General features: G+C 68.3%; 22 protein-coding genes. 7 read left to right on the forward strand and 15 right to left on the reverse strand.

Annotation, left to right across the window (positions count from 1 at the left end; all coding sequences use genetic code 11):
• Positions 1-9 precede the first annotated feature (9 nt).
• The 8 genes from GNX71_RS13360 to GNX71_RS13395 all read right to left on the reverse strand — a co-directional run bounded on the left by GNX71_RS13360 (position 10) and on the right by GNX71_RS13395 (position 7,860).
• The gene (locus GNX71_RS13360) at positions 10-975 is read right to left on the reverse strand and encodes a tripartite tricarboxylate transporter substrate binding protein (RefSeq protein WP_206178759.1); all 966 of its coding nucleotides are present in this window, start codon (positions 973-975) and stop codon (positions 10-12) included.
• A 40-nt stretch (positions 976-1,015) separates the two neighbouring features.
• On the reverse strand, positions 1,016-1,804 hold the full coding sequence (locus tag GNX71_RS13365; RefSeq protein ID WP_206178760.1) for a class II aldolase/adducin family protein: 789 nt from the start codon (positions 1,802-1,804) through the stop codon (positions 1,016-1,018).
• A gap of 29 nt (positions 1,805-1,833) precedes the next feature.
• Positions 1,834-3,069 (reverse strand): tricarballylate utilization 4Fe-4S protein TcuB, encoded by a 1,236-nt coding sequence (gene tcuB, locus GNX71_RS13370; RefSeq protein ID WP_277401893.1) that lies wholly within the window; start codon positions 3,067-3,069, stop codon positions 1,834-1,836.
• Positions 3,053-4,480 (reverse strand): FAD-dependent tricarballylate dehydrogenase TcuA, encoded by a 1,428-nt coding sequence (gene tcuA, locus GNX71_RS13375; protein ID WP_206178761.1) that lies wholly within the window; start codon positions 4,478-4,480, stop codon positions 3,053-3,055. The genes tcuB and tcuA overlap by 17 nt, the downstream gene beginning before the upstream one ends.
• A 77-nt stretch (positions 4,481-4,557) precedes the next feature.
• On the reverse strand, positions 4,558-5,484 hold the full coding sequence (locus GNX71_RS13380; RefSeq protein ID WP_093433403.1) for a LysR family transcriptional regulator: 927 nt from the start codon (positions 5,482-5,484) through the stop codon (positions 4,558-4,560).
• Positions 5,485-5,491: 7 nt separating this feature from the next.
• Positions 5,492-6,370: a bile acid:sodium symporter family protein gene (locus tag GNX71_RS13385; RefSeq protein ID WP_206178762.1), complete on the reverse strand. Its 879-nt coding sequence runs from the start codon at positions 6,368-6,370 to the stop codon at positions 5,492-5,494.
• A gap of 109 nt (positions 6,371-6,479) precedes the next feature.
• Positions 6,480-7,247 carry a class II aldolase/adducin family protein gene (locus GNX71_RS13390; protein ID WP_206178763.1) on the reverse strand — a complete coding sequence of 256 codons (768 nt, stop codon included), beginning with the start codon at positions 7,245-7,247 and terminating at the stop codon, positions 6,480-6,482.
• 22 nt (positions 7,248-7,269) lie between these two features.
• On the reverse strand, positions 7,270-7,860 hold the full coding sequence (locus tag GNX71_RS13395) for an HD domain-containing protein (RefSeq protein ID WP_206178764.1): 591 nt from the start codon (positions 7,858-7,860) through the stop codon (positions 7,270-7,272).
• Positions 7,861-7,992: 132 nt separating this feature from the next.
• Here GNX71_RS13395 and GNX71_RS13400 point away from each other — a divergent pair, with 132 nt between their 5' ends.
• On the forward strand, positions 7,993-8,715 hold the full coding sequence (locus GNX71_RS13400; protein WP_206178765.1) for a Crp/Fnr family transcriptional regulator: 723 nt from the start codon (positions 7,993-7,995) through the stop codon (positions 8,713-8,715).
• Between the two features lie 102 nt (positions 8,716-8,817).
• Here GNX71_RS13400 and GNX71_RS13405 read toward each other — a convergent pair whose 3' ends face one another.
• Together GNX71_RS13405 and GNX71_RS13410 are read right to left on the reverse strand one after the other, a co-directional pair.
• Positions 8,818-10,323: an MFS transporter gene (locus tag GNX71_RS13405; RefSeq protein WP_277401894.1), complete on the reverse strand. Its 1,506-nt coding sequence runs from the start codon at positions 10,321-10,323 to the stop codon at positions 8,818-8,820.
• 3 nt (positions 10,324-10,326) lie between these two features.
• Positions 10,327-10,878, reverse strand: a complete 552-nt coding sequence (locus tag GNX71_RS13410; protein ID WP_206178766.1) for a GNAT family N-acetyltransferase — start codon at positions 10,876-10,878, stop codon at positions 10,327-10,329.
• A 126-nt stretch (positions 10,879-11,004) separates the two neighbouring features.
• Between GNX71_RS13410 and GNX71_RS13415 the strand changes: the two genes are divergently transcribed.
• Entirely contained in the window at positions 11,005-11,883 is an 879-nt protein-coding gene (locus GNX71_RS13415; RefSeq protein ID WP_206178767.1) for a LysR family transcriptional regulator, read from the forward strand.
• Between the two features lie 15 nt (positions 11,884-11,898).
• Here GNX71_RS13415 and GNX71_RS13420 read toward each other — a convergent pair whose 3' ends face one another.
• On the reverse strand, positions 11,899-13,071 hold the full coding sequence (locus GNX71_RS13420) for an ABC transporter substrate-binding protein (protein WP_206178768.1): 1,173 nt from the start codon (positions 13,069-13,071) through the stop codon (positions 11,899-11,901).
• A 136-nt stretch (positions 13,072-13,207) separates the two neighbouring features.
• Between GNX71_RS13420 and GNX71_RS13425 the strand changes: the two genes are divergently transcribed.
• Positions 13,208-13,615, forward strand: a complete 408-nt coding sequence (locus tag GNX71_RS13425) for an energy transducer TonB (protein ID WP_206178769.1) — start codon at positions 13,208-13,210, stop codon at positions 13,613-13,615.
• 12 nt (positions 13,616-13,627) lie between these two features.
• Here the strand turns inward: GNX71_RS13425 and trmB are convergent, their stop codons facing one another.
• From trmB to GNX71_RS13445, 4 genes are all read right to left on the reverse strand, one after another.
• Positions 13,628-14,389, reverse strand: coding sequence for a tRNA (guanosine(46)-N7)-methyltransferase TrmB (trmB, locus tag GNX71_RS13430; protein WP_206178770.1), 762 nt, complete (start codon positions 14,387-14,389; stop codon positions 13,628-13,630).
• Complete coding sequence (gene gluQRS / locus GNX71_RS13435) at positions 14,389-15,312, reverse strand: tRNA glutamyl-Q(34) synthetase GluQRS (RefSeq protein ID WP_206178771.1); 924 nt, start codon at positions 15,310-15,312, stop codon at positions 14,389-14,391. The genes trmB and gluQRS overlap by 1 nt, the downstream gene beginning before the upstream one ends.
• An 8-nt stretch (positions 15,313-15,320) precedes the next feature.
• Positions 15,321-16,403, reverse strand: a complete 1,083-nt coding sequence (locus GNX71_RS13440; RefSeq protein ID WP_206178772.1) for an FAD-dependent oxidoreductase — start codon at positions 16,401-16,403, stop codon at positions 15,321-15,323.
• Positions 16,404-16,501: 98 nt separating this feature from the next.
• A complete protein-coding gene (locus tag GNX71_RS13445; protein ID WP_206178773.1) occupies positions 16,502-17,455 on the reverse strand; it encodes a LysR family transcriptional regulator in 954 nt (317 codons plus the stop codon).
• Positions 17,456-17,614: 159 nt separating this feature from the next.
• On the opposite strand from GNX71_RS13445, the gene GNX71_RS13450 reads away from it, so the two are divergent.
• Genes GNX71_RS13450 through GNX71_RS13465 form a run of 4 tightly spaced genes read left to right on the forward strand, consistent with a single transcriptional unit; the run spans position 17,615 to position 20,347 of the window.
• Positions 17,615-18,316, forward strand: coding sequence for a pirin family protein (locus tag GNX71_RS13450; protein WP_206178774.1), 702 nt, complete (start codon positions 17,615-17,617; stop codon positions 18,314-18,316).
• Between the two features lie 50 nt (positions 18,317-18,366).
• Positions 18,367-18,810, forward strand: a complete 444-nt coding sequence (locus GNX71_RS13455; RefSeq protein WP_277401899.1) for a DoxX family protein — start codon at positions 18,367-18,369, stop codon at positions 18,808-18,810.
• A gap of 36 nt (positions 18,811-18,846) precedes the next feature.
• Positions 18,847-19,398 (forward strand): flavodoxin family protein, encoded by a 552-nt coding sequence (locus tag GNX71_RS13460; RefSeq protein ID WP_198787398.1) that lies wholly within the window; start codon positions 18,847-18,849, stop codon positions 19,396-19,398.
• Positions 19,399-19,423: 25 nt separating this feature from the next.
• Complete coding sequence (locus tag GNX71_RS13465) at positions 19,424-20,347, forward strand: pirin family protein (protein ID WP_206178776.1); 924 nt, start codon at positions 19,424-19,426, stop codon at positions 20,345-20,347.
• The last annotated feature ends 59 nt before the right edge of the window (positions 20,348-20,406 follow it).

Here is a 20,406-nt window from a genome sequence, read left to right on the forward strand (position 1 = left end):
CGTGCCTCCTCAATCGGTCTTGAGCTTGCCGCTCTTGGCGAGCACCCGCGCGCTGGCATCTTCCTTCTTCAGCATCGCAAGCCATTCGTCGGGCGACGAGGCCTTGCCGGGGCTACCGACGGAGACGAGATGGCGCTTGACGTTCTCGTCGGCCAGCGCCTTGCGCAGCGCGGCGTTGATCGTGGTGATCACGTCCGGCGGCGTGCCGGCCGGTGCGAGCAGGCCGGTCGCGGTGGTCGCGTCGAAATCCTTCAGGCCGGCTTCGCGCAGCGTGGGCACGTTGGGCAATGCGGGGTCGCGGTCCTTCGACATCACGGCGACTGCGCGCAACATGCCCGACTGGATGTGCGCGGCGGAGCTCGTGAGCTGGTCCACCACGAGATCGATCTGCCCGCCCAGCAGGTCGGTGAGCGCCGGGGCCGAGCCCTTGTACGGCACGGTGTTCAGGGTCAGCTTGCCGGCCTGTTCGAGCTGCAGCAGCGCGACGTGGTTGGTGGTGCCCGGGCCCGCGTGGCCGGCCGTGACCTGGCCCGGCTTGCTGCGCGCGGCCGAGAGCACGGCGTCGATGTCCTTGTACGGGCCTTGCCCGCGCACCGCGATCACCAGCGGCGTGGTGGCGGCGAGGCCGATGGGAGCGAAGTTGTCGAGCGCGTAGGTCGTCTTCGTCATCAGCGGCAGCACGACGAGCGCGTTCGGCGTGCTCACCAGCAGCGTGTAGCCGTCGGGCTGCGCGCGCGCCACGTACGACGCACCGATGGCGCCGCCGGCCCCGGCCCGGTTGTCCACGATCACCGACTGGCCAAGGATCTGCCCCAGCGCCGGCGCCAGCGTGCGCGCGACGACATCGAGGTTGCCGCCGGGCGCGAACGGCACGACCAGCGTGACCGGCTTCTGCGGGAATTTCTGTGCGAGCGCGGGCAGCGCGAAGGCGGCTGCAAGCGCCGCCAGCACGGCGGGGAGGAATCTTCTCTTCATGGGGCGTTGTCTCTGTGTTTCTTCGATGCGTGTGTCGGCGTCAGTCGCGGAAGCTCGGGTCCATGCGGTCGAGTTTGCGCAGCAGCGCGGGCCATTCCATGAGCCCGTAGGGGCGACGGGTGCCGGGCTGGTAGTTGTTCCAGGTCTCTTCGAGCACGCTCTGCGGCACGGCCTTCAGCGGCGTGTTGCACGACATCGCGCCGATCTGCGCGCGGCAGGCCAGCTCGAGCCGGTGCATCCAGTTGAAGGCCTCGCCCACGCTGCGGCCCACCACGAGCGCGCCGTGGTTGCGGAAGATCACGGCCTCGCTCTGGCCGAGGTCGGCGAGCAGCGAGGCCTGCTCTTCGGTGTTGAGCACCACGCCCTGGTACTCGTGATAGCCGATCTTCAGGAAACGCATCGCGGTCTGCGTGAGCGGCAGCAGCCCGCATTCGAGCGAGGACACGGCCATCGACGCCCAGCTGTGCGTGTGGATCACGCAGGCCACGTCGGGCCGCGCGGCATGCACCGCGCTGTGGATCACGTAGCCGGCCTTGTTGATGCCGTAGTTGAGCTCGCCGAAGTCGGGCGACGAGAGGATGCGGCCGTCGGCGTCGACCTTGATGAGGCTCGACGCGGTGATCTCCTCGTACATCATCCCGTAGGGATTGATGAGGAATGCGCCGTGCTCGCCCGGCACGTGCGAGGAGATGTGGTTGGCCATCATGTCCGACATGCCGTACAGGTCGACCAGCCGGTAGCAGGCTGCGAGGTCGATGCGGGCCTGCCATTCGGCAGCGGAGCACTTGTCCTTCATGGACGGGATCTGGAGCACGCCAGGGTTCGTCATCGTGGGGGTCCTTTCAATATCGGGTGGGTTCAATCGGCGCCCAGCTGCAGGCGGCTGGGCAGGCGTTTCTCGATCGCGAACTTCAAGAGCGCCGCCGAGCGGAAGATGCCGTGCGCGAACTTGCCGTAGGGCAGCGTGAGGAAGAGCGCCATCACCACGCCCAGGTGCACCGCGAGCAGCAGCGCCATGAAGGTCGTGTCGCGCCATGCGAGGAGCGCGAGGCCGGTGACGCTCGTGAGCAGCAGCAGCGCGATGAAGCCGCGGTCCATCGGCCGCTGCGCCACGTCGCCGTGCGCGGCATTGCGCCGCAGGTTCAGCCACAGGAGGCCGATGGGGCCGACCACGAGGCCGATGCCGCCCGCGGTGCCCAGCAGCACCGGCAGGCTCGTGAGCGCATAGGGCGCATGCAGGTCGAACAGGTAGTGGTAGAGCGTCGCCACGCAGGTGGAGGCGAAGCACAGCATGAAGCCGTAGAAGGTGAAGTGATGGAAGCGCCGGCGCCAGAGGGTGAAGCGGTCGTCCTCGTTGTTGCAGCCCTCGCCGTGACCGCCGCCGAGGTACTTCAGGCGCAGCGCGTCGTGTGCGGCTTCTGCGCTCGCGGGGCCGCGCACGCCGGGCATCGACGGCGCATTGCCCGGGTCGTTCGCGGGCGACACCTCGCGCCAGAAGCGTCGCACGCCCATGGCCAGCGCGAATATCACGAAGAGGAACACCGCGCCGAACACCAGCGCGAGGAAGTTGTGCGGAAAGATCGCGTAGAAGTTTCCGGCGAGCGGTTCGTGCAGCAGCGAACCCGACATCGCCACAGCCAGCACCAGGAACAGCGCCAGCCCGCCCGCGAGGGCAAGCGCAACGGTGAGGCCAGCCTTCTTGTAGAGCGCGCCCATCGCGGGCGGCCAGGCGTAGTCGTGGTAGGTCTGCATGCGCACCTGCGCCATCGCCTGCGGCACGTTGACCGCGAACTCGTGCGGCGGCGCGTACTGGCAGGCATGCAGGCACGAGCCGCAGTTGTGGCAAAGGTTGGCGAGGTAGTGCGTGTCGGCCTTGCCGAATTCGAGCCGGCGCGTCATCGCGGGGAACACCGCGCAAAAACCCTCGCAGTAGCGGCAGGCGTTGCAGATCTGCAGGATGCGCGCGACCTCGCCTTCGCTGGCGGTCAACGGAAGGGCGGGCTGGATCGGGATCACGCGCTGCGAAGGCGGGGCGCTGCCGATGCCGTCAGCATCCGCACGGGCGCGTGCGACGAGATCAGTGAGCTGCTGCAAGGGCGGTCTCCGGGGAATTCTTCGAATGGTTCTTGGCGGCCTTCGCTGCCTGCGTGCCGGCGATGCGGCCGAAGGCCGTGCCGATGCTCATGCCGACGCCGGCCGTGTAGCCCTTGCCCAGCACATTGCCGGCCATCATTTCGCCGGCCACGAAGAGGTTGGGGCTCGGGCGTCCGCCAAAGCGCACGGCCGCGGTCTCGTCTACCTTCAAGCCGAGGTAAGTGAAGGTGATGCCGGGGCGCACGGGGTAGGCGTAGAAGGGCGCGGTGTCGAGCGGGCGCGCCCAGTGCGTCTTGGCGGGCGCAATGCCTTCGGTGTGGCAGTCGTCGAGGGCCGTGTGGTCGAAGCGGCCGACGCGGCATGCAGCGTTGTAGTCCTGCACGGTGCGCACGAACGTGGCTTCGTCGAGGCCGATCTTCTGCGCGAGCTCGCCGAGCGTGTTGGCCTGCGTGCCGGTGAACACCGGCGGCATGAATCGGCCGACCGCCTTCTGGTCGATGATCGACCAGGCGATCTGCCCTGGCTGCTGCGCCACGAGCCGGCCCCAGATCGCGTAGCGCTTGGGCCAGAAGTCTTCGCCTTCGTCGTAGAAGCGCTGCGCATCGCGGTTGACCACCACGCCGAGCGACACGCAATCGATGCGCGTGCAGATGCCCCCGTCGTACAAGGGCGCGCGCGCATCGATGGCCACCATGTGGCCCTGCGACGGATCGCCGATGCTGTCGGCGCCCGCGGCGATCATGTACTTCAGCAGCACGCCCTGGTTGAAGCGCGTGCCGCGGATGAGGAAGTTGTCGGCCGGCCATTCGCCGCGCTCGTTCTGGCCCCACGCTTCGCGCAGCCATTCGCGGTTCGATTCGAAGCCGCCCGAGGCGAGAACGCAGCTCTTCGCCTCGATGCGTTCGCCGGCCTCGGTGCGCACGGCCACGAAGCGGTCGCCCTCGAGCTCGACCGAGGCCACGGGTGTGTCGTAGCGGATCTGCACGCCGAGCTTTTCGGCGCTGCGGAAATAGGCGTTCACCAGCGCCTTGCCGCCGCCCATGAAGAAGGCGTTGGTGCGCGCCACGTGCAGTGCGCCCGACAGCGGCGGCTGGAAGTGCACCCCGTGGCTGCGCATCCAGTCGCGGCAGTTCGAGGAGGCGCGGATCACCAGGCGCGCGAGATGCTCGTCGGTGAGGCCGCCGGTCACCTTCAAGAGGTCTTGCCAGTACTCCTCTTCAGGGTAGGCATCGACCAGCACGTCCTGCGGGGCGTCGTGCATGCAGCGCAGGTTGCGGGTGTGCTGCGAATTGCCGCCGCGCCATTCTTTCGGCGAGGCTTCCAGCAGCAGCACCGAAGCGCCGGCCTCGCGCGCCATCAGCGCGGCGCACAGCGCGGCATTGCCGCCACCGACAACCAGTACATCTATCACTCGTGGGTCTCCTTGGAATCCAGGAGACTTTAGGGAGCGCGGCCTTCACGCGAAAGGCCGAAAGAGGCAACGGGTGTTCAGTTTTCGAGAAGACTTGCGCCCGTCCAGCGGCCTTCGCGAACAAGGGCGCGGGCGGTGTCGGCGACCACCACGCGCGCGGCGAGCGCGGCGGGCGAGAGCTCGTCGTCCGACAGGCTCACGAGCAGGTTGCGGCGGCCGACGTGGGCGTCGCTGATCTGGGTGAGTTCGAGGTCGTCGCGGTCGTGCCGCGCGGTCGCCGCGCCGGGCTGCACGGTGGCGCCGTAGCCGGCGTGCACGGCGTCCATCAGCAATGCCAGGCCATCGACTTCGGCCACGATGCGCGGCGTGACGCGCGCCCGCAGGAAAGCGGCCATCAGCGTGGCGCGCAGGCCGTGGCTGCCGCTGGGCAGGATCAATGGCACATCGGCCAGTTGCGAGAGGCGCACCCTGGTGCCCTTGGGGCGTTCGGCCAGCGTGGGCGAGGCGACCACGAAGAGCTTTTCGGCGAGCAGCGGCGACACGCTCCAGCGCCGCGGCGTGTCGGTCTGGAACAGCACCGCCAGGTCGAGCTGGCGCGCATGCAGCATCGTCGTGAGATGGCCCGAGAGCGCCTCCACCATGTGCAGCCGCACTTCGGGGTAGCGCTCCTGCATCGCGCGCATCAGCGGCACGCCGAGCACGGTGGCGGTGGTGGGCGCGAGCCCCACGCTCACATGGCCCGACAGGCGCGCCTGCTGTGCAGCGCGCACCGCGTCGTCGGCATGGCGCAAGGTGAGCTGCGCCTGCTGCAGGAAGGCCAGGCCCGCATCGGTGGGCGTGACGCCGGTCGAGCTGCGCTGCAGGAGGCGCGTGGCCAGTTCGCTTTCGAGCCGGCTGATCTGCTGGCTCAGCGCCGAGGTGACCACGCCCAGCTCCACGGCCGCGCGGCCCATGCTGCGCAGTTCGCAGACCTTGACGAAGTAGCGCAGTTGCCTCAGTTCCATGCGCGCATCATCGCGCAGGCACGGCGGCGGGCTGGCCGCGCCGCAGCAGCAACCATCCGAACAACGGGGCCGTGATGTACATCACCACCGAATAGATCGCGGCCGGCAGCGCGAGCGGAAAACTCCCGAGCACGCTCACCGCGATGAAGATGGCGAGCGTGGAGTTGTGGATGCCGATCTCGTAGCTGATGGCGGTGGCCAGCGGCTTGTCCAGGCCCGCGGCGCGGCTCAGGTAGTAGCCCGCGAGCAGGCTCACGAGGTTGAACAGCAGCACCGGAATGCCGATCTCGGCGAAGGTGGCGGTGATGGTCTTCCATTCGTTCGCGATGGCGAGCACCGTGACCACCGCGAGCACCACGCCGCTGAAGATCTTGGTCGGCTTCTCCATGCGCGCCGCGAAGCCGGGCCGCCGCGAGGCCACGAACATGCCGATGGCTACCGGGATCAGCACGATGGCAATCACCTCCACGAGCTTGCGCGTCTGCAGCGGCACCACCTGGCCGCTCTGCGCGAAATGATTGATCGCCCAGTTGGCGATGAGCGGCAGCGTGACGATCGACAGCAGCGTGTTCACGGCGGTGAGCGAGATGTTCATCGCCACGTTGCCGCCGAAGAGGTGCGAGAACAGGTTGGCCGAGATGCCGCCCGGCGAGGCCGCCAGCAGCATGAGCCCGATGGCGAACACCGGCGAGAGCCCGAAGCCCACGATGATCGCGTAGCAGGCGAGCGGCAGGCCGATGACCTGCAGCACCAGCGCGATGGTCACCGCCTTCGGATGCTTGAAGAGCCGCCGGAAGTCGGCGAGCGAGAGCGACAGCCCCAGCCCGAACATCACCAGCGCGAGCGCGCCGAACAGGAACCGGGTCACGATGAGCGTGGTGTCCATGGGTTTTTGTCTCCTCTGTCGTTCTTCTGTCTAAAAAAATGGCTGCCGGCACCCGTCGCGCGGGCGCTGGCAGCCGTGGAAACCGCTGACTGATGGGTCTCGACGCGTCTTATTGTTTGTAGCTGTCGTCGATGCGGTCGAGTTTGCGGATCAGCGAAGGCCAGACGAACATGCCGCCCAGGCCCCCGCTTTGCACCTTCATCGCCTGGCCCACGCCGTCGATGATCCTCGGGTCCACGTGCGTGAGTTCGCTGCCGCCCGATTGCGCGGCGATCTGGATCTGGCAGGTGTTCTCGAAGGTGTACATCGAAAGGAACGCGTCGGCAATGGTCTTGCCGCAGGTCAGGAGGCCGTGGTTGCGCAGCATGAGGAAGTTGGCGTGGCCCATGTCGGCCTGCAGGCGCGGCTTCTCGTCGTCGCGGAAGGCCACGCCTTCATAGTCGTGATAGGCGAGCGAGGCCAGCACGAAGGTCGACTGCTGGCTGATGGGCAGCACGCCGTTCTTCTGCGCGCTCACCGCGATGCCGGCCCTGGTGTGGGTGTGCAGCACGCACTGGATGTCTTCGCGCGCGGCATGCACCGCGCTGTGGATCACGAAGCCGGCCGGGTTCACCGGGTAGGGCGACTCGATGATCTTGTTGCACTGCTGGTCGACCTTCACCAGGCTCGATGCCGTGATCTCGTCGAACATCAGGCCGTAGGGGTTGATGAGGAAGTGATGCTCGGGGCCGGGCACGCGCGCGCTGATGTGCGTGAACACCAGGTCGCTCCAGCCGTAGAGCGCCACGAGGCGGTAGCAGGCGGCGAGGTCGACGCGCAGCTGCCACTCTTCGGCGGAGACGAGCTTCTGGATTTCGGATTGGGAGTTTGCGTTCATGGTGTGGGTCCTTTGTCTGGGGTCAGGCCGTGGCCGGCTCTTTCAGCACGGTCTTGTAGATGCTCTGCTTGGGTTGCGCCATCAACCGGCGCAGCATGGGCTCGAATTCGCCGATCGGCAAGGTCTCGGCCTTCGGATCGAAGGCGGGGTTGTCGTAGAGCGCGCAGAACTCGGCGGTGCGCTCGTAGTGCGGGTGGTCCTTGAAGTTCTCGCGCATGTCGCGGTCCAGCCCGATGTGGTGGAAGAAGTAGTGGCCCTGGAAGATGCCGTGGTGCTGCACCATCCAGTGGTTGGCTTCGCTCACGAAGGGCTTGAGGATCGCGGCGGCAATGTCGGGGTGGTTGAAGCTGCCGAGCGTGTCGCCGATGTCGTGCAAGAGCGCGCACACCACGTACTCTTCGTCGCGGCCGTCGCGCAGTGCGCGGGTGGCGGTCTGCAGCGAGTGGGTGTAGCGGTCGACCGGAAAGCCGCCGTAGTCGCCTTCCAGGATCTGCAGGTGCTTGATCACGCGCGCGGGCAGGCCGCCCGCGAACTGCATGAACTCGCCGCCGATCAGTTGCCAGTCTTCGCGCGTGCTTTCCTGCATGCTCTTGAAACTTGCGCGTGCGTTCATCGTGTCGTCTCCGTTTTTTTGTCTATGGGGGTGGCGGTCACTGTAGACCTGCACTTGACGCTCAACTGTCAAGAATTTGACAATGCAGGGTGCTGGTAAACCCCTGTGCTCACAGGCAACTAAGCCTTTCCGATGCCTCCTTCCTCCAAGCCGCGCCTCTCCGCCCCGCACCGCGCCGCGCTGGAGGGCAACCCATGGTTCACCAGCATGCCGCGCGCGCAGCGCGATGCGCTGGTGGGCGCGGCGGAGATCATCCACGTGCGGCGCGGCGCAATGATCTTCCGGCAGGGCGATCCGATCCAGGCTGCTGGTGCTGGTTTCTACGGGCTGGTGGCGGGCACGATCAAGATCTCGTCGCTGCGGCAGGACGGGCGCGAAGCCATCCTCGCGGTGCTCGAGCCAGGCAACTGGTTCGGCGAGATCACGCTGATCGACGGCTCGCCGCGCACGCACGACGCCACCGCGCTCGAAGCGCTCGACCTGCTGGTGGTGTCGCCCGAAGCCTTCGCGCGGCAGATGCGCGACGTGGTGTTCTCCAACGCCATCGGCGCGATGCTGGCGGCGCGGGTGCGCATGCTCTATGGCCTGGCAGAAGACGCCACCCTGCGCAGCCTGCGCGCGCGGGTGGCGCACCGGCTGCTGGTGCTGGCGCGCGGCGATGCGACGCAATCGGTGCACCTGCGGCACAGCCTCCAGCTGCCTCAGGAGGCGCTGGCCATGATGCTGGGCGTGACGCGCCAGACGCTCTCGAAGGAGCTCAATGCGCTGGCGGGCGAGGGCGTGGTGGCGCTGGGCTACGGGCGCATCGAATTGCTGTCGCTCGATGCGTTGCAGCGGCTTGTGAGCACCGGCTGAACGCATCCGTCGATCGCGGTGCCCAATTTCGCGCCCGACAGCGCACGAGAGTTTTGGCGACGCCATCACGGCGCCGGCGCCCCGAACGGCCGACGCGCCGGCTCAGGCGCAGCGCGGCTTCGCGCTGCGCCAGCCCAGCAAGGCCACCGAACAGGCCGCCGTGACCACGATGGCCACGGCCACCACCATCACCGCGAAGAAGGCCTGGTCGAAGGCCGTGTGCGCTAGCGCCACGAGCTGCGAGCCGATCTGCGCGGGCAGCGTCTCGGCCGCGAGCAGCGCGCCGTCGATACCGTCGCGCGCCGAGGCTGGAACCGCCAGCGTGTCGGGAATGGCCAGCGTGGCCGTGTAGGTCAACGAGAGCACGCTGCCGAGCAGCGCGATACCGAGCACCCCGCCCAGCTCGTACGACACCTCCTCGATCGACGCGGCCATGCCCGCGTGCTCGGCCGGCGCGTTGTTCATGATCGCGTTCGAGGCCGCCGTGATGGTCGCGCCCACGCCGAGGCCCAGCAGCACCAGCACCGCGAGCTTGAGCGCGCCCGTGGCATCGACGGCCAGCGCGAGGCCGCACAGCGAGAGCGCGGTGGCCAGCAGGCCGCCGAGGATCAGCGGACGTGAACCGGTGCGGGGCAGCACCATGCCCGCGAGCGGCCCCGCCACGAAGGCGGCGAGCGGCACCGGCAGGATCGTCAGGCCCGCCTGCAGCGGCGAGAGGCCGGTCACCAGCTGCAGCCGCTGGCTGAACACCAGCTCGACGCCGATCAGCGCCACCGAGGCCACGATGGCCGCGATCACGCCGCCCGAGAAGTACGGATCGCGGAACAGCCGGAAGTCGACCAGCGGGCTCGCGCTGCGCCTCTGGCGTCGCACGAACAGCGCCATGGCCAGCAGACTGAGCGCGCCGCTGACGCTCATCGCCAGGCCCGAGGGCGCGGGCTTGGCGAATTCCTTGATCGCCAGCACCAGGCAGACCAGCGCCACGAACACCTGCACCGAGCCGATGACGTCGAAGGGCTTCGGGCGCGCAGTGCCGCTCGCGCGCCGGCCCGGCAGCAGCCAGGCGCCGAGCACCAGCGCGAGCACGACCACCGGCACGTTGATGAGAAACACGGAGCCCCACCAGAAGTACTCGAGCAGCACGCCGCCGACCACCGGGCCGAACGCGGCCCCGCCCGAGGCGACCGAGGCCCAGACGCCGATGGCGATCGCGCGCTCGCGTTCGTCGGCGAAGGCGAGCCGGATGATGGCCAGCGTGGCCGGCATCATCATCGAGGCGCCCACGCCCAGCAGGCCGCGCGCCGCGATCAGCGCCGCGGGGCTGCCGGCATAGGCGGCGCACAGCGAGGCCACGCCGAACACGGCGAGGCCCGCGAGGAACATGCGCTTGTAGCCCACGCGATCGCCGAGCGCGCCCATGCCGAGCAGGAAGCCCGACACCACCACCGTGTAGGCGTTGACGATCCAGAGCTTCTCGGAGGAGGAGGCCGCGAGGTCGTGCGTGAGCGTGGGCAGCGCGGTGTAGAGCACGGTCATGTCGACCACGATCAAGAGCAGCGCCATCGAGACGATCACCAGCGTGATCCATTTCTTGAACACGGGATTCATCGCTCAGGCCTCCAGCTCTTTGAGCATCGTGACCGAGACAGGCGCGCAGCCGCGCGCCTCGAAGAAACGGTGCGCGCCCTGGTTGTCGATGCCGCTTTCGAGGAACAGGCGCGCGATACCGCGCTGCCACAGTTCGGCACAGACCCAGTCGAACAACTGGCCGCCGACGCCGGCCGACTGGAACGGCGCATCGACCACGAGGTCGTCGAGCGTGGCGAAGGCGCGCGCGGCGTGCCGGGCCTCGTCGATGGACACCAGCGCGATGGCGGCCAGCGCATCGCCGGCGTGCGCGGTGGCGACCAGCGAAGCGGCCGTGGCCGGCGGCAGCGCGAGCGTTTCGCGCAGTTCGGCGCGCAGCACGTCGGGCAGGTCGCGGCGCCATTCGCCGGGCGCGACGGCGCGTGCGCCCTGCAGCTCGGAGTGCGAGATGTAGCGGGGGCTCAACTGGCGCATGAACAGCGCGGCAATGGCGGCTTCCTGCGCGGGGTCGTGGCACCAGTTCAGGGCCAGTGGTGTGGTGGGGATGCGGGGCATCGCGATTCGGGAGATCGGCATACGAACGGACTTCTCTTTTTCAGGGATGGGGCGAGGTCGCCTCGCCTGGATTGCCGATCTTGCTTCAATAGAATGGATGAATAAAGATGAAACCCATCTGATAAGTGGATGAGAAGAGGAAGCGCCATGGAATGGACCGTCGACCAGTTGCGCCAGTTCGTCACCACCGCCGACTGCGGCTCGTTCTCCGCGGCCGCGCGCCGGCTCGGCAAGGCGCAGTCGGCCGTGAGCACCGCCATCGGCCTGCTCGAGGCCGACCTCGGCGTGGCGCTGTTCGACCGCTCGCGCCGCAATGCGCAGCTCTCCGAAGCGGGGCAGGTGCTGCTGCTCGAGGCGCGCGAGCTGCTGCGCCAGGCCGAGCAGCTCGACCAGCGCGCGCGTTCGCTGCACGACGGCAACGAAGCCGCGCTCTCGATGGCCTTCGACGAGGCGCTGCCGTACACGGCCATCGCCACGCTGTTGCGCGAGATCTCGGTGAAATACCCGAGCCTCGAACTCACGCTGCTCAACGGCACCGCCACCGAAGTGGCCGACTACGTGGAGCAGGAGCGCGCGAGCGTGGCCTTCCATTTCGACCGCGGTCCGGCGCGGGCCTGCTTCGAGCTGCGCCGCATCGGCAGCGTGCCGCAGGGCGTGTTCGTGGCGGTCGACCATCCGCTGGCCGACGGCCGCACCGTGCGGCGCAAGGACCTGGTCGGACACCGGCAACTGCTGATGCATGCGGACGATGTGCACGAGGTGGCCTACAGCCCGCGCGTCTGGCGCTCCGACAGCTTCTACAGCACGGCCGAGATGGTGGCCGACAAGCTCGGATGGGCCGTGCTGCCCGTGAACATCGCGCACTACGAGGGCTACCGCCAGGCGCTCAAGGAACTGCCGTGCCCCGCGCTGGCGCTGCCGCGGCTGTCGGTGCGCATGCTCTGGCTGCAGGGGCGGCCGCTCGGCGCGACCGCGCTCTATGTGCAGCAGCGGTTTACCGAGCTGCTGCTCGACAGCGTTGCCTGAATTCCATCAGCGCCATCAGCGCAGCACGCGCCCGTCCGCCGAGATGCTGATCAGGTCGATGCTGCGCACGTTGTCGCGCAGCCCCGGGCGCAGGTTGATGCGAAAGCCGCCGACGTCGTAGTCGGTCATCGCGGTCATCGTGCGCTGCAGCGTCGCGGTGTTGAAGCCGCGGCCCGCGCGGCGCACCGCCTCGCCCACGGCCTTGGCGGCGATGAAGCCCTCGAGCCCTTCGTACGACGCGGTCTGGTCGGAGTTGTCGACCGCCGCGAGGTACTCCTTGACGATCGGAATGGCCGAGGGCCGGGGCGAAGGCACCACCTGCGAGATCACGATGCCGCCGATGTCCTTGCCGAGCTCCGCGTAGAGCGGGTCGATGCCGACGATCGAGAAGGCCATGAAGTTGCCGGTGTAGCCGCTCTTGCGCAGCTTGCGGATGGCGCTGGCGGTGGTGCCCGAGAGCGACACCAGCACGATGGCCTGGGGCGATTGTTTCTGCACGTCTTTCAGCGCCGCGTCGAGCTTGTCGCCGCCCGCGGGCACCAGCGCACTCGCGACCAGCGGCGTGAGCTTGAGTTCGGTGATGGCCTGCTGCACGGCGGCAAGGCCGGCGCGGCCCATGGCGTCGTCGTCGCCCACGAGCGCCACGCGGGTCTGCCCCACGGTGGCGCACTGGCGCACGATCTTGAGGGCCTCGTCGATCATGCCGGGCCGCACATGGAACACGTTGGGGTGGTCGGCGCCGCGCAGGTTGTCGGATGCGGCGAACGGCGCGAAGAGCAGGCTGCCCTGCTGCGTGGCGACGTTCGCGCCGGCCTCGCTGCTGGCGGTGCCGACGAAGCCGAACAGCAGGTCGGCCTTCTGGGCGCCGAGCAGGGTGCGCGCGTTGGCCGTGGCGCGCGCGGCGTCGTAGCCGTCGTCGAGCTGGACCAGTTTCAGCTGCAGCCCGGTGGTGGCGTTGCGCGCGTTGAAGTCGCTCACCGCGAGCCGGCTGCCGGCCGCGAAGGCGCTGCCGATTTCGCTCGCGCCGCCTGTCAGCGGCACCGATTGCCCGAGCAGCACGACGCGGGGTGCGCCGCCGCTCGTGCGGGTCTGCGCCGAGGCGCCTCGGGTGATGCCGATGCCCATGCCGCCGCCCAGCAGCAGCGCGCCGCATGCCTTCTCCAACCATTCCCTGCGTGACTTGTTCATTGCACACCCTTTGTGAGAAGTAGTAAAAAAGTGTAGCAATATTGAGGCCAGGGCGATAGCAGCGGCTGCTACAGAATTGCCCTATGAAAACTGCTTTTCTCTGGGGTGGATTCGGGTTGTGCATGGCGCTTGCGGGATGCACCGTGCGCCGCGCGATGTAGTGGAAATCGCGCAGCCCGTGCCGGCACCGTCGCCGGACGCCGCGCCGCAGCCGCCGCCCATGGTCATCATTGCGCCGCCGACCGCAGCCACGCAGCCCCAGGCGCCCGCCATCGAGAAGGACGCGGTGATCCGCCAGCGGCGCCTGCCCGACTATCCGACCGCGCTGGCGAATGAGGGCGTGGAAGGCCAGGTGATCGCCGTCTTCTACGTGGGCGAAACGGGCGTGCCCGAAGACGTGCGCATCGAACGATCACCGCACCCGCTGCTGTCGAAGGCTGTGACCGATGCGCTCAAGGGATGGCGCTTCGATCCCGCGCGCTCGGCGGACGGGCGCCCGGTGCGCACCCGGATGCGGCTGCCCTTCCGCTTCCAGGCCGAATAGCGGATTTCTTCTTCAGGCGCGCTCGAACACCAGGTCCCACACGCCGTGGCCCAGCTTGATGCCGCGGTTCTCGAACTTGGTGAGTGGCCGGTATTCCGGCTTCGGGGCATAGCCTTCGGCCGTGTTGCGCAGCAGCGCCTCGGCCGACAGCACCTCGAGCATCTGCTCGGCGTAGGGCTGCCAGTCGGTCGCGCAATGGATGTAGCCGCCGGGACGCAGGTGCTGCGCCAGCTTGGTGACGAATTCGGGCTGGATCAGCCGGCGCTTGTTGTGGCGCTTCTTGTGCCACGGGTCCGGAAAGAACACATGCACGCCGGCCAGCGTGCCGGGCTGCAGCATGTGGTCGAGCACATCGACCGCGTCGTGCGCGCAGATGCGGATGTTCGGGATCGACTGCTCGCCGATGCGCTTGAGCAGTGCGCCCACACCGGGCTCGTGCACCTCGCAGCAGAAGAAGTTGGTCTCGGGCCGCACGGTCGCGATGTGCGCGGTGGCCTCGCCCATGCCGAAGCCGATCTCCAGCACCGTTGGCGCGGCGCGGCCGCCGAAGGCTGCGGTCAGGTCGAGCGGCTCGGGCGTGTAGGGGATGAGGAACAGCGGGCCCAGTTCGGAAAAGGCCCGCGCCTGGCCATCGGTGGTGCGGCCGGCGCGCTTCACGAAGCTCTTGAGGCGGCGGTGCAGCGGGTGCGGCTTGTTGTCGCCGTCGCCTGCGCTGTCGTCTGTGTTGTCGTCGCTGGGCGGGAGGTCGTGGGGCACGGTGTCGGGAAAGGTCATTACGGCCGCGAATTGTAGAGAGCGCGCCATTCGGGCACCCAGCCGGCCAGTGCGGCCGCACAGGATGTGGCCGTGGAGGGGCCGAGGCCGAGCACGCGCGCGGCCGTGTCGAGCGCGGCCAGCGCGGCTTCTGGCGTCGCGGTGTCGATGGGCGTCGCACCGTTCTGCTTGGAGAGCTTGTCGCCATCGGCGCCACGCACCAGCGGCGTGTGCAGGTAGCTGGGCGTCGGCAGGCCGAGCGCGCGTTGCAGCAGGATCTGGCGCGCGGTGTTGTCGGCCAGGTCCTCGCCGCGCACCACGTCGGTCACGCCTTGCTCGGCGTCGTCGACGACCACGGCGAGTTGATAGGCCCACGGGCCGTCGGCGCGGCGCAGCACGAAGTCGCCGACCTCGCGGCTGACGTCCTGGTGTTGTTCGCCCAGGCGCCGGTCGGTCCAGCGGAGGTCGCCCGAGAGTTCCGGTGCCGATGCCGATTCGAACTTCTCCGCAGCAAAGCGCCACGCCCGCGCGGGCTTGCCATGCAGGCCGTCTTGGCAGGTGCCGGGGTACACGCGCTCGCCATGCCGTTCATGCCGCTGGCCGAGCCGGGCGAGCGCGGTGTCGATGTCCTTGCGGGAGCACCCGCAGGGGTAGGCGAGGCCGAGGGCCTGCAGCTTCTGCAGCGCCGCCTCGTAGAGCGCCGTGCGCTGCGTCTGCCACACCGGCGTTTCGTCGGGCAGCAGGTGGCAGTGGGCAAGCTGCCGCAGCATGTGCTCGCCCATGCCGGGCAGGCAGCGTTCGGTGTCGGCGTCCTCGATGCGGATCAGCCAGCGCGCCTCTGGGCCGCGGGCGCGCACGTCGAGCCAGCTGGCGAGTGCCGCCACCATCGAGCCGGCGTGCAGCGGCCCGGTGGGCGAGGGCGCGAAACGGCCGGTCTCACGCATCCCGCGGATCAGATCACGGCGAGCGCCAGCGAGAGGCCCGAGAGGAACGCGTCTTCCACCCGGTGCCCCGTGCACCAGTCGCCCGCCACGCCGATGCGGGCCTTGGCGTCCCAGAGGTGCGTCTTGCCGACAGGCACCTGCGTCTGGGCTTCGGTCCAGCAGCGCGTCTGCGCATGCGAAGGAACGGCGTGGATGCCGGTGATCTCGGCAAAGGCGCGCAAGAGCTTGGCCTCGACGCGCGGCGCGTCGTCGCGCAGGTGCTCCTGCGACCACGCGGCGCTGGCCTGCAGCGTCCAGCGCTCGATGCGTTCGCGGCCGGGCTTGGAGGATTCACGCGCGAGCCACGCCACGCGATGGTGGGTGCTGCGCGCCGCGTTCCACTGCGGGCCAAGGTGCGACATGTTGGCCTGGTTGGCCTGCGGGAACGCGATCATCAGCGTCCAGCAGGGTGCGATGCGCACCGGCTCGATCTTCTGGCTGAGGGCGGCCGAAAGCTTGCCGTCGCCCAGCAGCACGCGGGTGCGCGAAGGCGGCACGGCGAGCAGCACGGCGTCGAAGCCCGAATACACATGCTGCGAATCGTCTTCGCCCGCGGTGCGCAGCTGCCAGCGCTTGGGATCGAGCGCGTCGGGCTCGATCTGGGTGACTTGCGTGTTGGTGATGAGGTTGTCTGCCAGCGGTGCAGCCCAGTGGGCGACAAGCGCGTCCATGCCGGGCTGCGCCACCCAGTGCGATTCGCGACCCGGCAATGCCGCTTCGGCCACGCGGCCGTGGGCGTCGAGCACGCGCACGAGGTTGGCGCTCCAGGGGCGGCAGAGGCTGGGCGTGGCCTCGAGCGCCAATGCGAATCGCGGATCGCGCACGGTGAAGTACTGCGCGCCGCTGTCGAAGCGGCCGAAGGCGGTGTCGATGCTCGCCATGCGACCGCCGGGTGCGGCTTCGCGTTCGAACACCGTGACCTTGTGGCCCGCCTGCACCAGCGTGCGTGCACAGGCCACCCCGGCGATGCCGGCGCCGACGACGGCGTAGTGGCGGGGGGTGGAGGGGGTTCGGTGGCGGTCGGTCTGCTTTGCAGTTGCGCGAGTGGTCATGAAGGACTCTTTTCTTTTGAGGAGGGATGCGGATGGATGTGTCCGCACTCTACATCGGTCTGCGAGGGCCGCCGGGAGACTGCGCCTCAGGGCTTTCCTCAGCGTCCGCGATGGCGCTCGAGCAGCGCGCGCCGCGTGGCTTCGTGCTCGAACTGCGCGAGCCACCATTCGAGCGCGCGACCCGGCCCGCCCGCGCTGCGCACGCGCCATGCGCAATGCATGGTGCCCAGTGGCGGCGTGCGCTCGGTCCTGCGTTCGATCAGGTGGCCTGCCTCGATATACGGCCGTGCCATCGGCTCGGGCAGGAAGCCGCCGCCCAGCCCGTGCAGTTGCGCCGCAAGCTTGAACTGCATGCTCGGCACGGTGAGCACGTCCTGCCCGCCCACGAGGTTGACCGTCATGCTCGGCCCGCTGCGCACCGAGTCGGCGGCCGCGACCGCGCGGTACTGGCGCAGCACCGCATCGGTCAGCGGCTCGGGAAGGCGCGCGAGCGGATGATGCGGCGCCACGGCGTACACGAAGCGCAGTTCGCCGATGGGCCGGCTGCGGATGCCTGTGGCCGTGAAGGCAAGGCTCGCCGCATCGAGCACTGCGCCGATGGCAAGGTCGGCCTCGCCGCTCGTCAGTGCCTCGATGGTGCCCAGCAGCGTCTCGTCGCGCAGCTTGAGCCGCGTGGGCGGATCGAGCGCAAAGAAGGCGGTGGCCAGGTCGAGCAGCGGGTCGCGCGCGATCACGCTGTCGACCGCGATGGTCAGCATCGGCTCCCAGCCGGTGGCCACGCGCTTGACGCGATTGGCCACCGCGTCGATCTCGTTGAGCAGGCGCGCCGATTCGCGCAGCAGCTCGGCACCGGCCTCGGTGATGCGCGCCTGGCGCCCGCTGCGGTCGAACAGCAGCACGTCGAGCGCGTCCTCGATCTGGCGCACCCGGTAGCTCAGCGCGCTGGGCACGAGGTTGAGCGTGCGCGCCGCACCGGCGAAGCTGCCGGTGTTGGCCACCGTCTGCAGCATGGCGAGCGCGTCGGGGGTCAGTACATCTCTGGCGCTGGGCATGGCGGCTCCATTGATCAAAAAATTTGAATGATGCCATCAAAAACAGACGCTTTTCCCTCGGGGGCACAGGCCTAAAGTTCTTCGCATCCGCTGCGCATCCGGCGCGGCATACGAAGAAGGCCGGAACATCCCCACGGGGAACGGCCAAGGAGTTCTACGATGTTGCAAGTCCGTAAATCACAGGAACGCGGTTATGCCGACCATGGCTGGCTGCGCTCCTTCCACAGCTTTTCTTTTGCCGGTTACTACGACCCGGCCCACATGGGTTTCGGCAACCTGCGGGTGATCAACGAAGACCGCGTGGCCGCGGGCGCCGGCTTCGGCACCCATGGCCACAAGGACATGGAGATCATCAGCTACGTGCTCTCGGGCGAACTGGCGCACAAGGACAGCATGGGGAACATCGAATCCATTCCGCCGGGCGACGTCCAGCGCATGAGCGCGGGCCGCGGCGTGATGCACAGCGAGTTCAACCACAAGAAGGACGAGACCACGCACTTCCTGCAGATCTGGATCGAGCCCAATGTGCGCGGCATCGCGCCCGGCTACGAGCAGAAGCAGTTCAGCGACGCCGAGAAGCGCGGCAAGCTGCGTCTCGTGGCCTCGCCCGATGGCAGCGAGGGCTCGGTGAAGGTGAATGCCGATGCGCGCCTCTTCGCGGGCCTCATCGACGGCGAAGAGAAGGCCAGCCTGGCGCTCGACCCGGCGCGCAAGAGCTATGTGCACCTGGTGCGCGGCGAGCTCGAAGTGAATGGCCAGAAGCTCGTGGGCGGCGACGCCGCGATGCTCGAAGGCGAATCGCAATTGACGCTCGGCGCCGGCAAGGACGCCGAAGTGCTGGTGTTCGACCTGACCGCTTGATCCACCGCCGGGCGCCTGTCGCCCGGCTTTTTTTCCGTCCCCTGTATTTCATTCAACAACCCGAGGAGTTTTCAACCATGGCAACCACCACCACCCCCAACTCGGCCCAGGACACGCTGGCGCTGATCGGCCGCATCCTGGTCGCATACCTGTTCATTCCCGCCGGCATCGGCAAGCTCATGGGCTTTGGCGGCACAGTGGGCTACATCTCTTCGGTGGGCCTTCCCCTGCCGGAAGTGGGCGCCGCGATCGCGATCATCGTCGAGCTGGGCTTCGGCATCGCGCTGCTGCTGGGCTTCAAGACCCGCTGGACCGCCATCGTGCTGGCGCTGTTCACCATCGCCACCGCGCTGTTCTTCCACAAGTACTGGTCGGCACCCGATGCGATGAAGATGATGCAGCAGATCAACTTCAACAAGAACATCGCCATTGCCGGTGGCCTGCTCGCTTTTGCCGCGTTTGGCCCGGGCCGCTTCAGTATCGACAAGCGCTGATCCATCCCTGAACACAAACACAAGGAGCACCCGAACATGGCAAACATCGTTGTCGTCTTCCATTCCGGCTACGGCCACACCCAGCGCATTGCGCAAGCCGTGGCCGAATCGGCCGGCGCGCAGCTGCTCGCCATCGACGCCGACGGCAACCTGCCCGAAGGCGGCTGGGAAACGCTGGCTGCGGCCGACGCCATCGTCTTCGGCTCGCCGACGTACATGGGCGGCGTGAGCTGGCAGTTCAAGAAGTTCGCCGATGCGTCGTCGAAGGTCTGGTACACGCAGGGCTGGAAAGACAAGCTCTTCGCCGGCTTCACCAACAGCGCCACCATGAACGGCGACAAGGTCACGACCATGGCCTACCTGTGGACGCTTGCGATGCAGCACAGCGGCATCTGGGTCAGCATGGGGATCCTCCCGACCAACAACAAGGCCGCCACGCGCGATTCGATGAACTACGTGGGCGGCTACGGCGGCCTCTTGACGCAATCGCCATCGGATGCGAGCCCGGCCGAGATGTTCAAGGGCGACTTCGACACAGCCCGCGCATTCGGCGAGCGTATTGCTGCAGTGGCAAGATCGCGCGGATAAAACCCAGCCACCCACGGAGCCCCCGATGACCGACACCACCGCCCACGCCCAATTGCTTCAACCGCACGACAAGGACCTGGGTGGTGGCTTCAACGTGAGGCGCCTCTTGCCCGCGGCGCAGCGCCGCTCGGTCGGGCCCTTCGTGTTCTTCGACCATTTCGGGCCGGCCACCGAGAAGCCCGGCACCGAGCACGACGTGCGGCCGCATCCGCACATCGGCCTCGCGACGGTCACCTATCTTTTCGAGGGCGCGATGATGCATCGCGACAGCCTCGGCAGCGTGCAGGAGATCCTGCCCGGCGCGATCAACTGGATGACCTCGGGGCGCGGCATCGTGCACTCCGAGCGCAAGCCCGAGCGCTTGAAGGCCGACACCTACGTCAACCACGGGTTGCAGCTCTGGGCCGCGTTGCCACAGGCGCATGAAGAGGTCGAGCCGAGCTTCGAGCACACGCCGGCCGATGCGATTCCCGAGCTGATGGAGCAGGGTGCCGCGGTGCGTGTGCTGGTGGGCGAGGCCTTCGGCCAGCGCTCTCCTGTGAAGACATTGGCGCAGACCGTTTACCTCGACATCGCGCTGCCGGCAGGCGGAAGCTTCGAGCTGCCCGCGCTGGCGCCCGAACTGGCCATCTATGCCGTCGATGCCGATGCGCGCGTCAACGGCGAGGCGATCCCCGCGCACACGATGGCGGTGCTGCCCGACGGGCAGGGCGCCGTGCTGACAGCCGACACGGCCGTGCGCCTGATGGTGATCGGCGGCGAGCCGCTCGACGGTCCGCGCTACATCACCTGGAATTTCGTTTCGAGCCGGCGCGAGCGCATCCTCGAGGCCGGTGCCGATTGGGCCGCGCAGCGCATGGGCCATGTGCCCGGCGAGACCGAATTCATTCCGCTGCCTGGCAAGCCCTTCGGCGTGCGCGAACCCGACACAGGCACCACGCCGACCTGAACCTGTCCTTCACACGCGGGTAGTAAGCTGCGCCCCGCAAACGGCGATCGAGGGGATCG

The organism is Variovorax sp. RKNM96 (genome assembly GCF_017161115.1).
In the GTDB taxonomy this organism is placed as follows: Bacteria; Pseudomonadota; Gammaproteobacteria; order Burkholderiales; family Burkholderiaceae_C; genus Variovorax.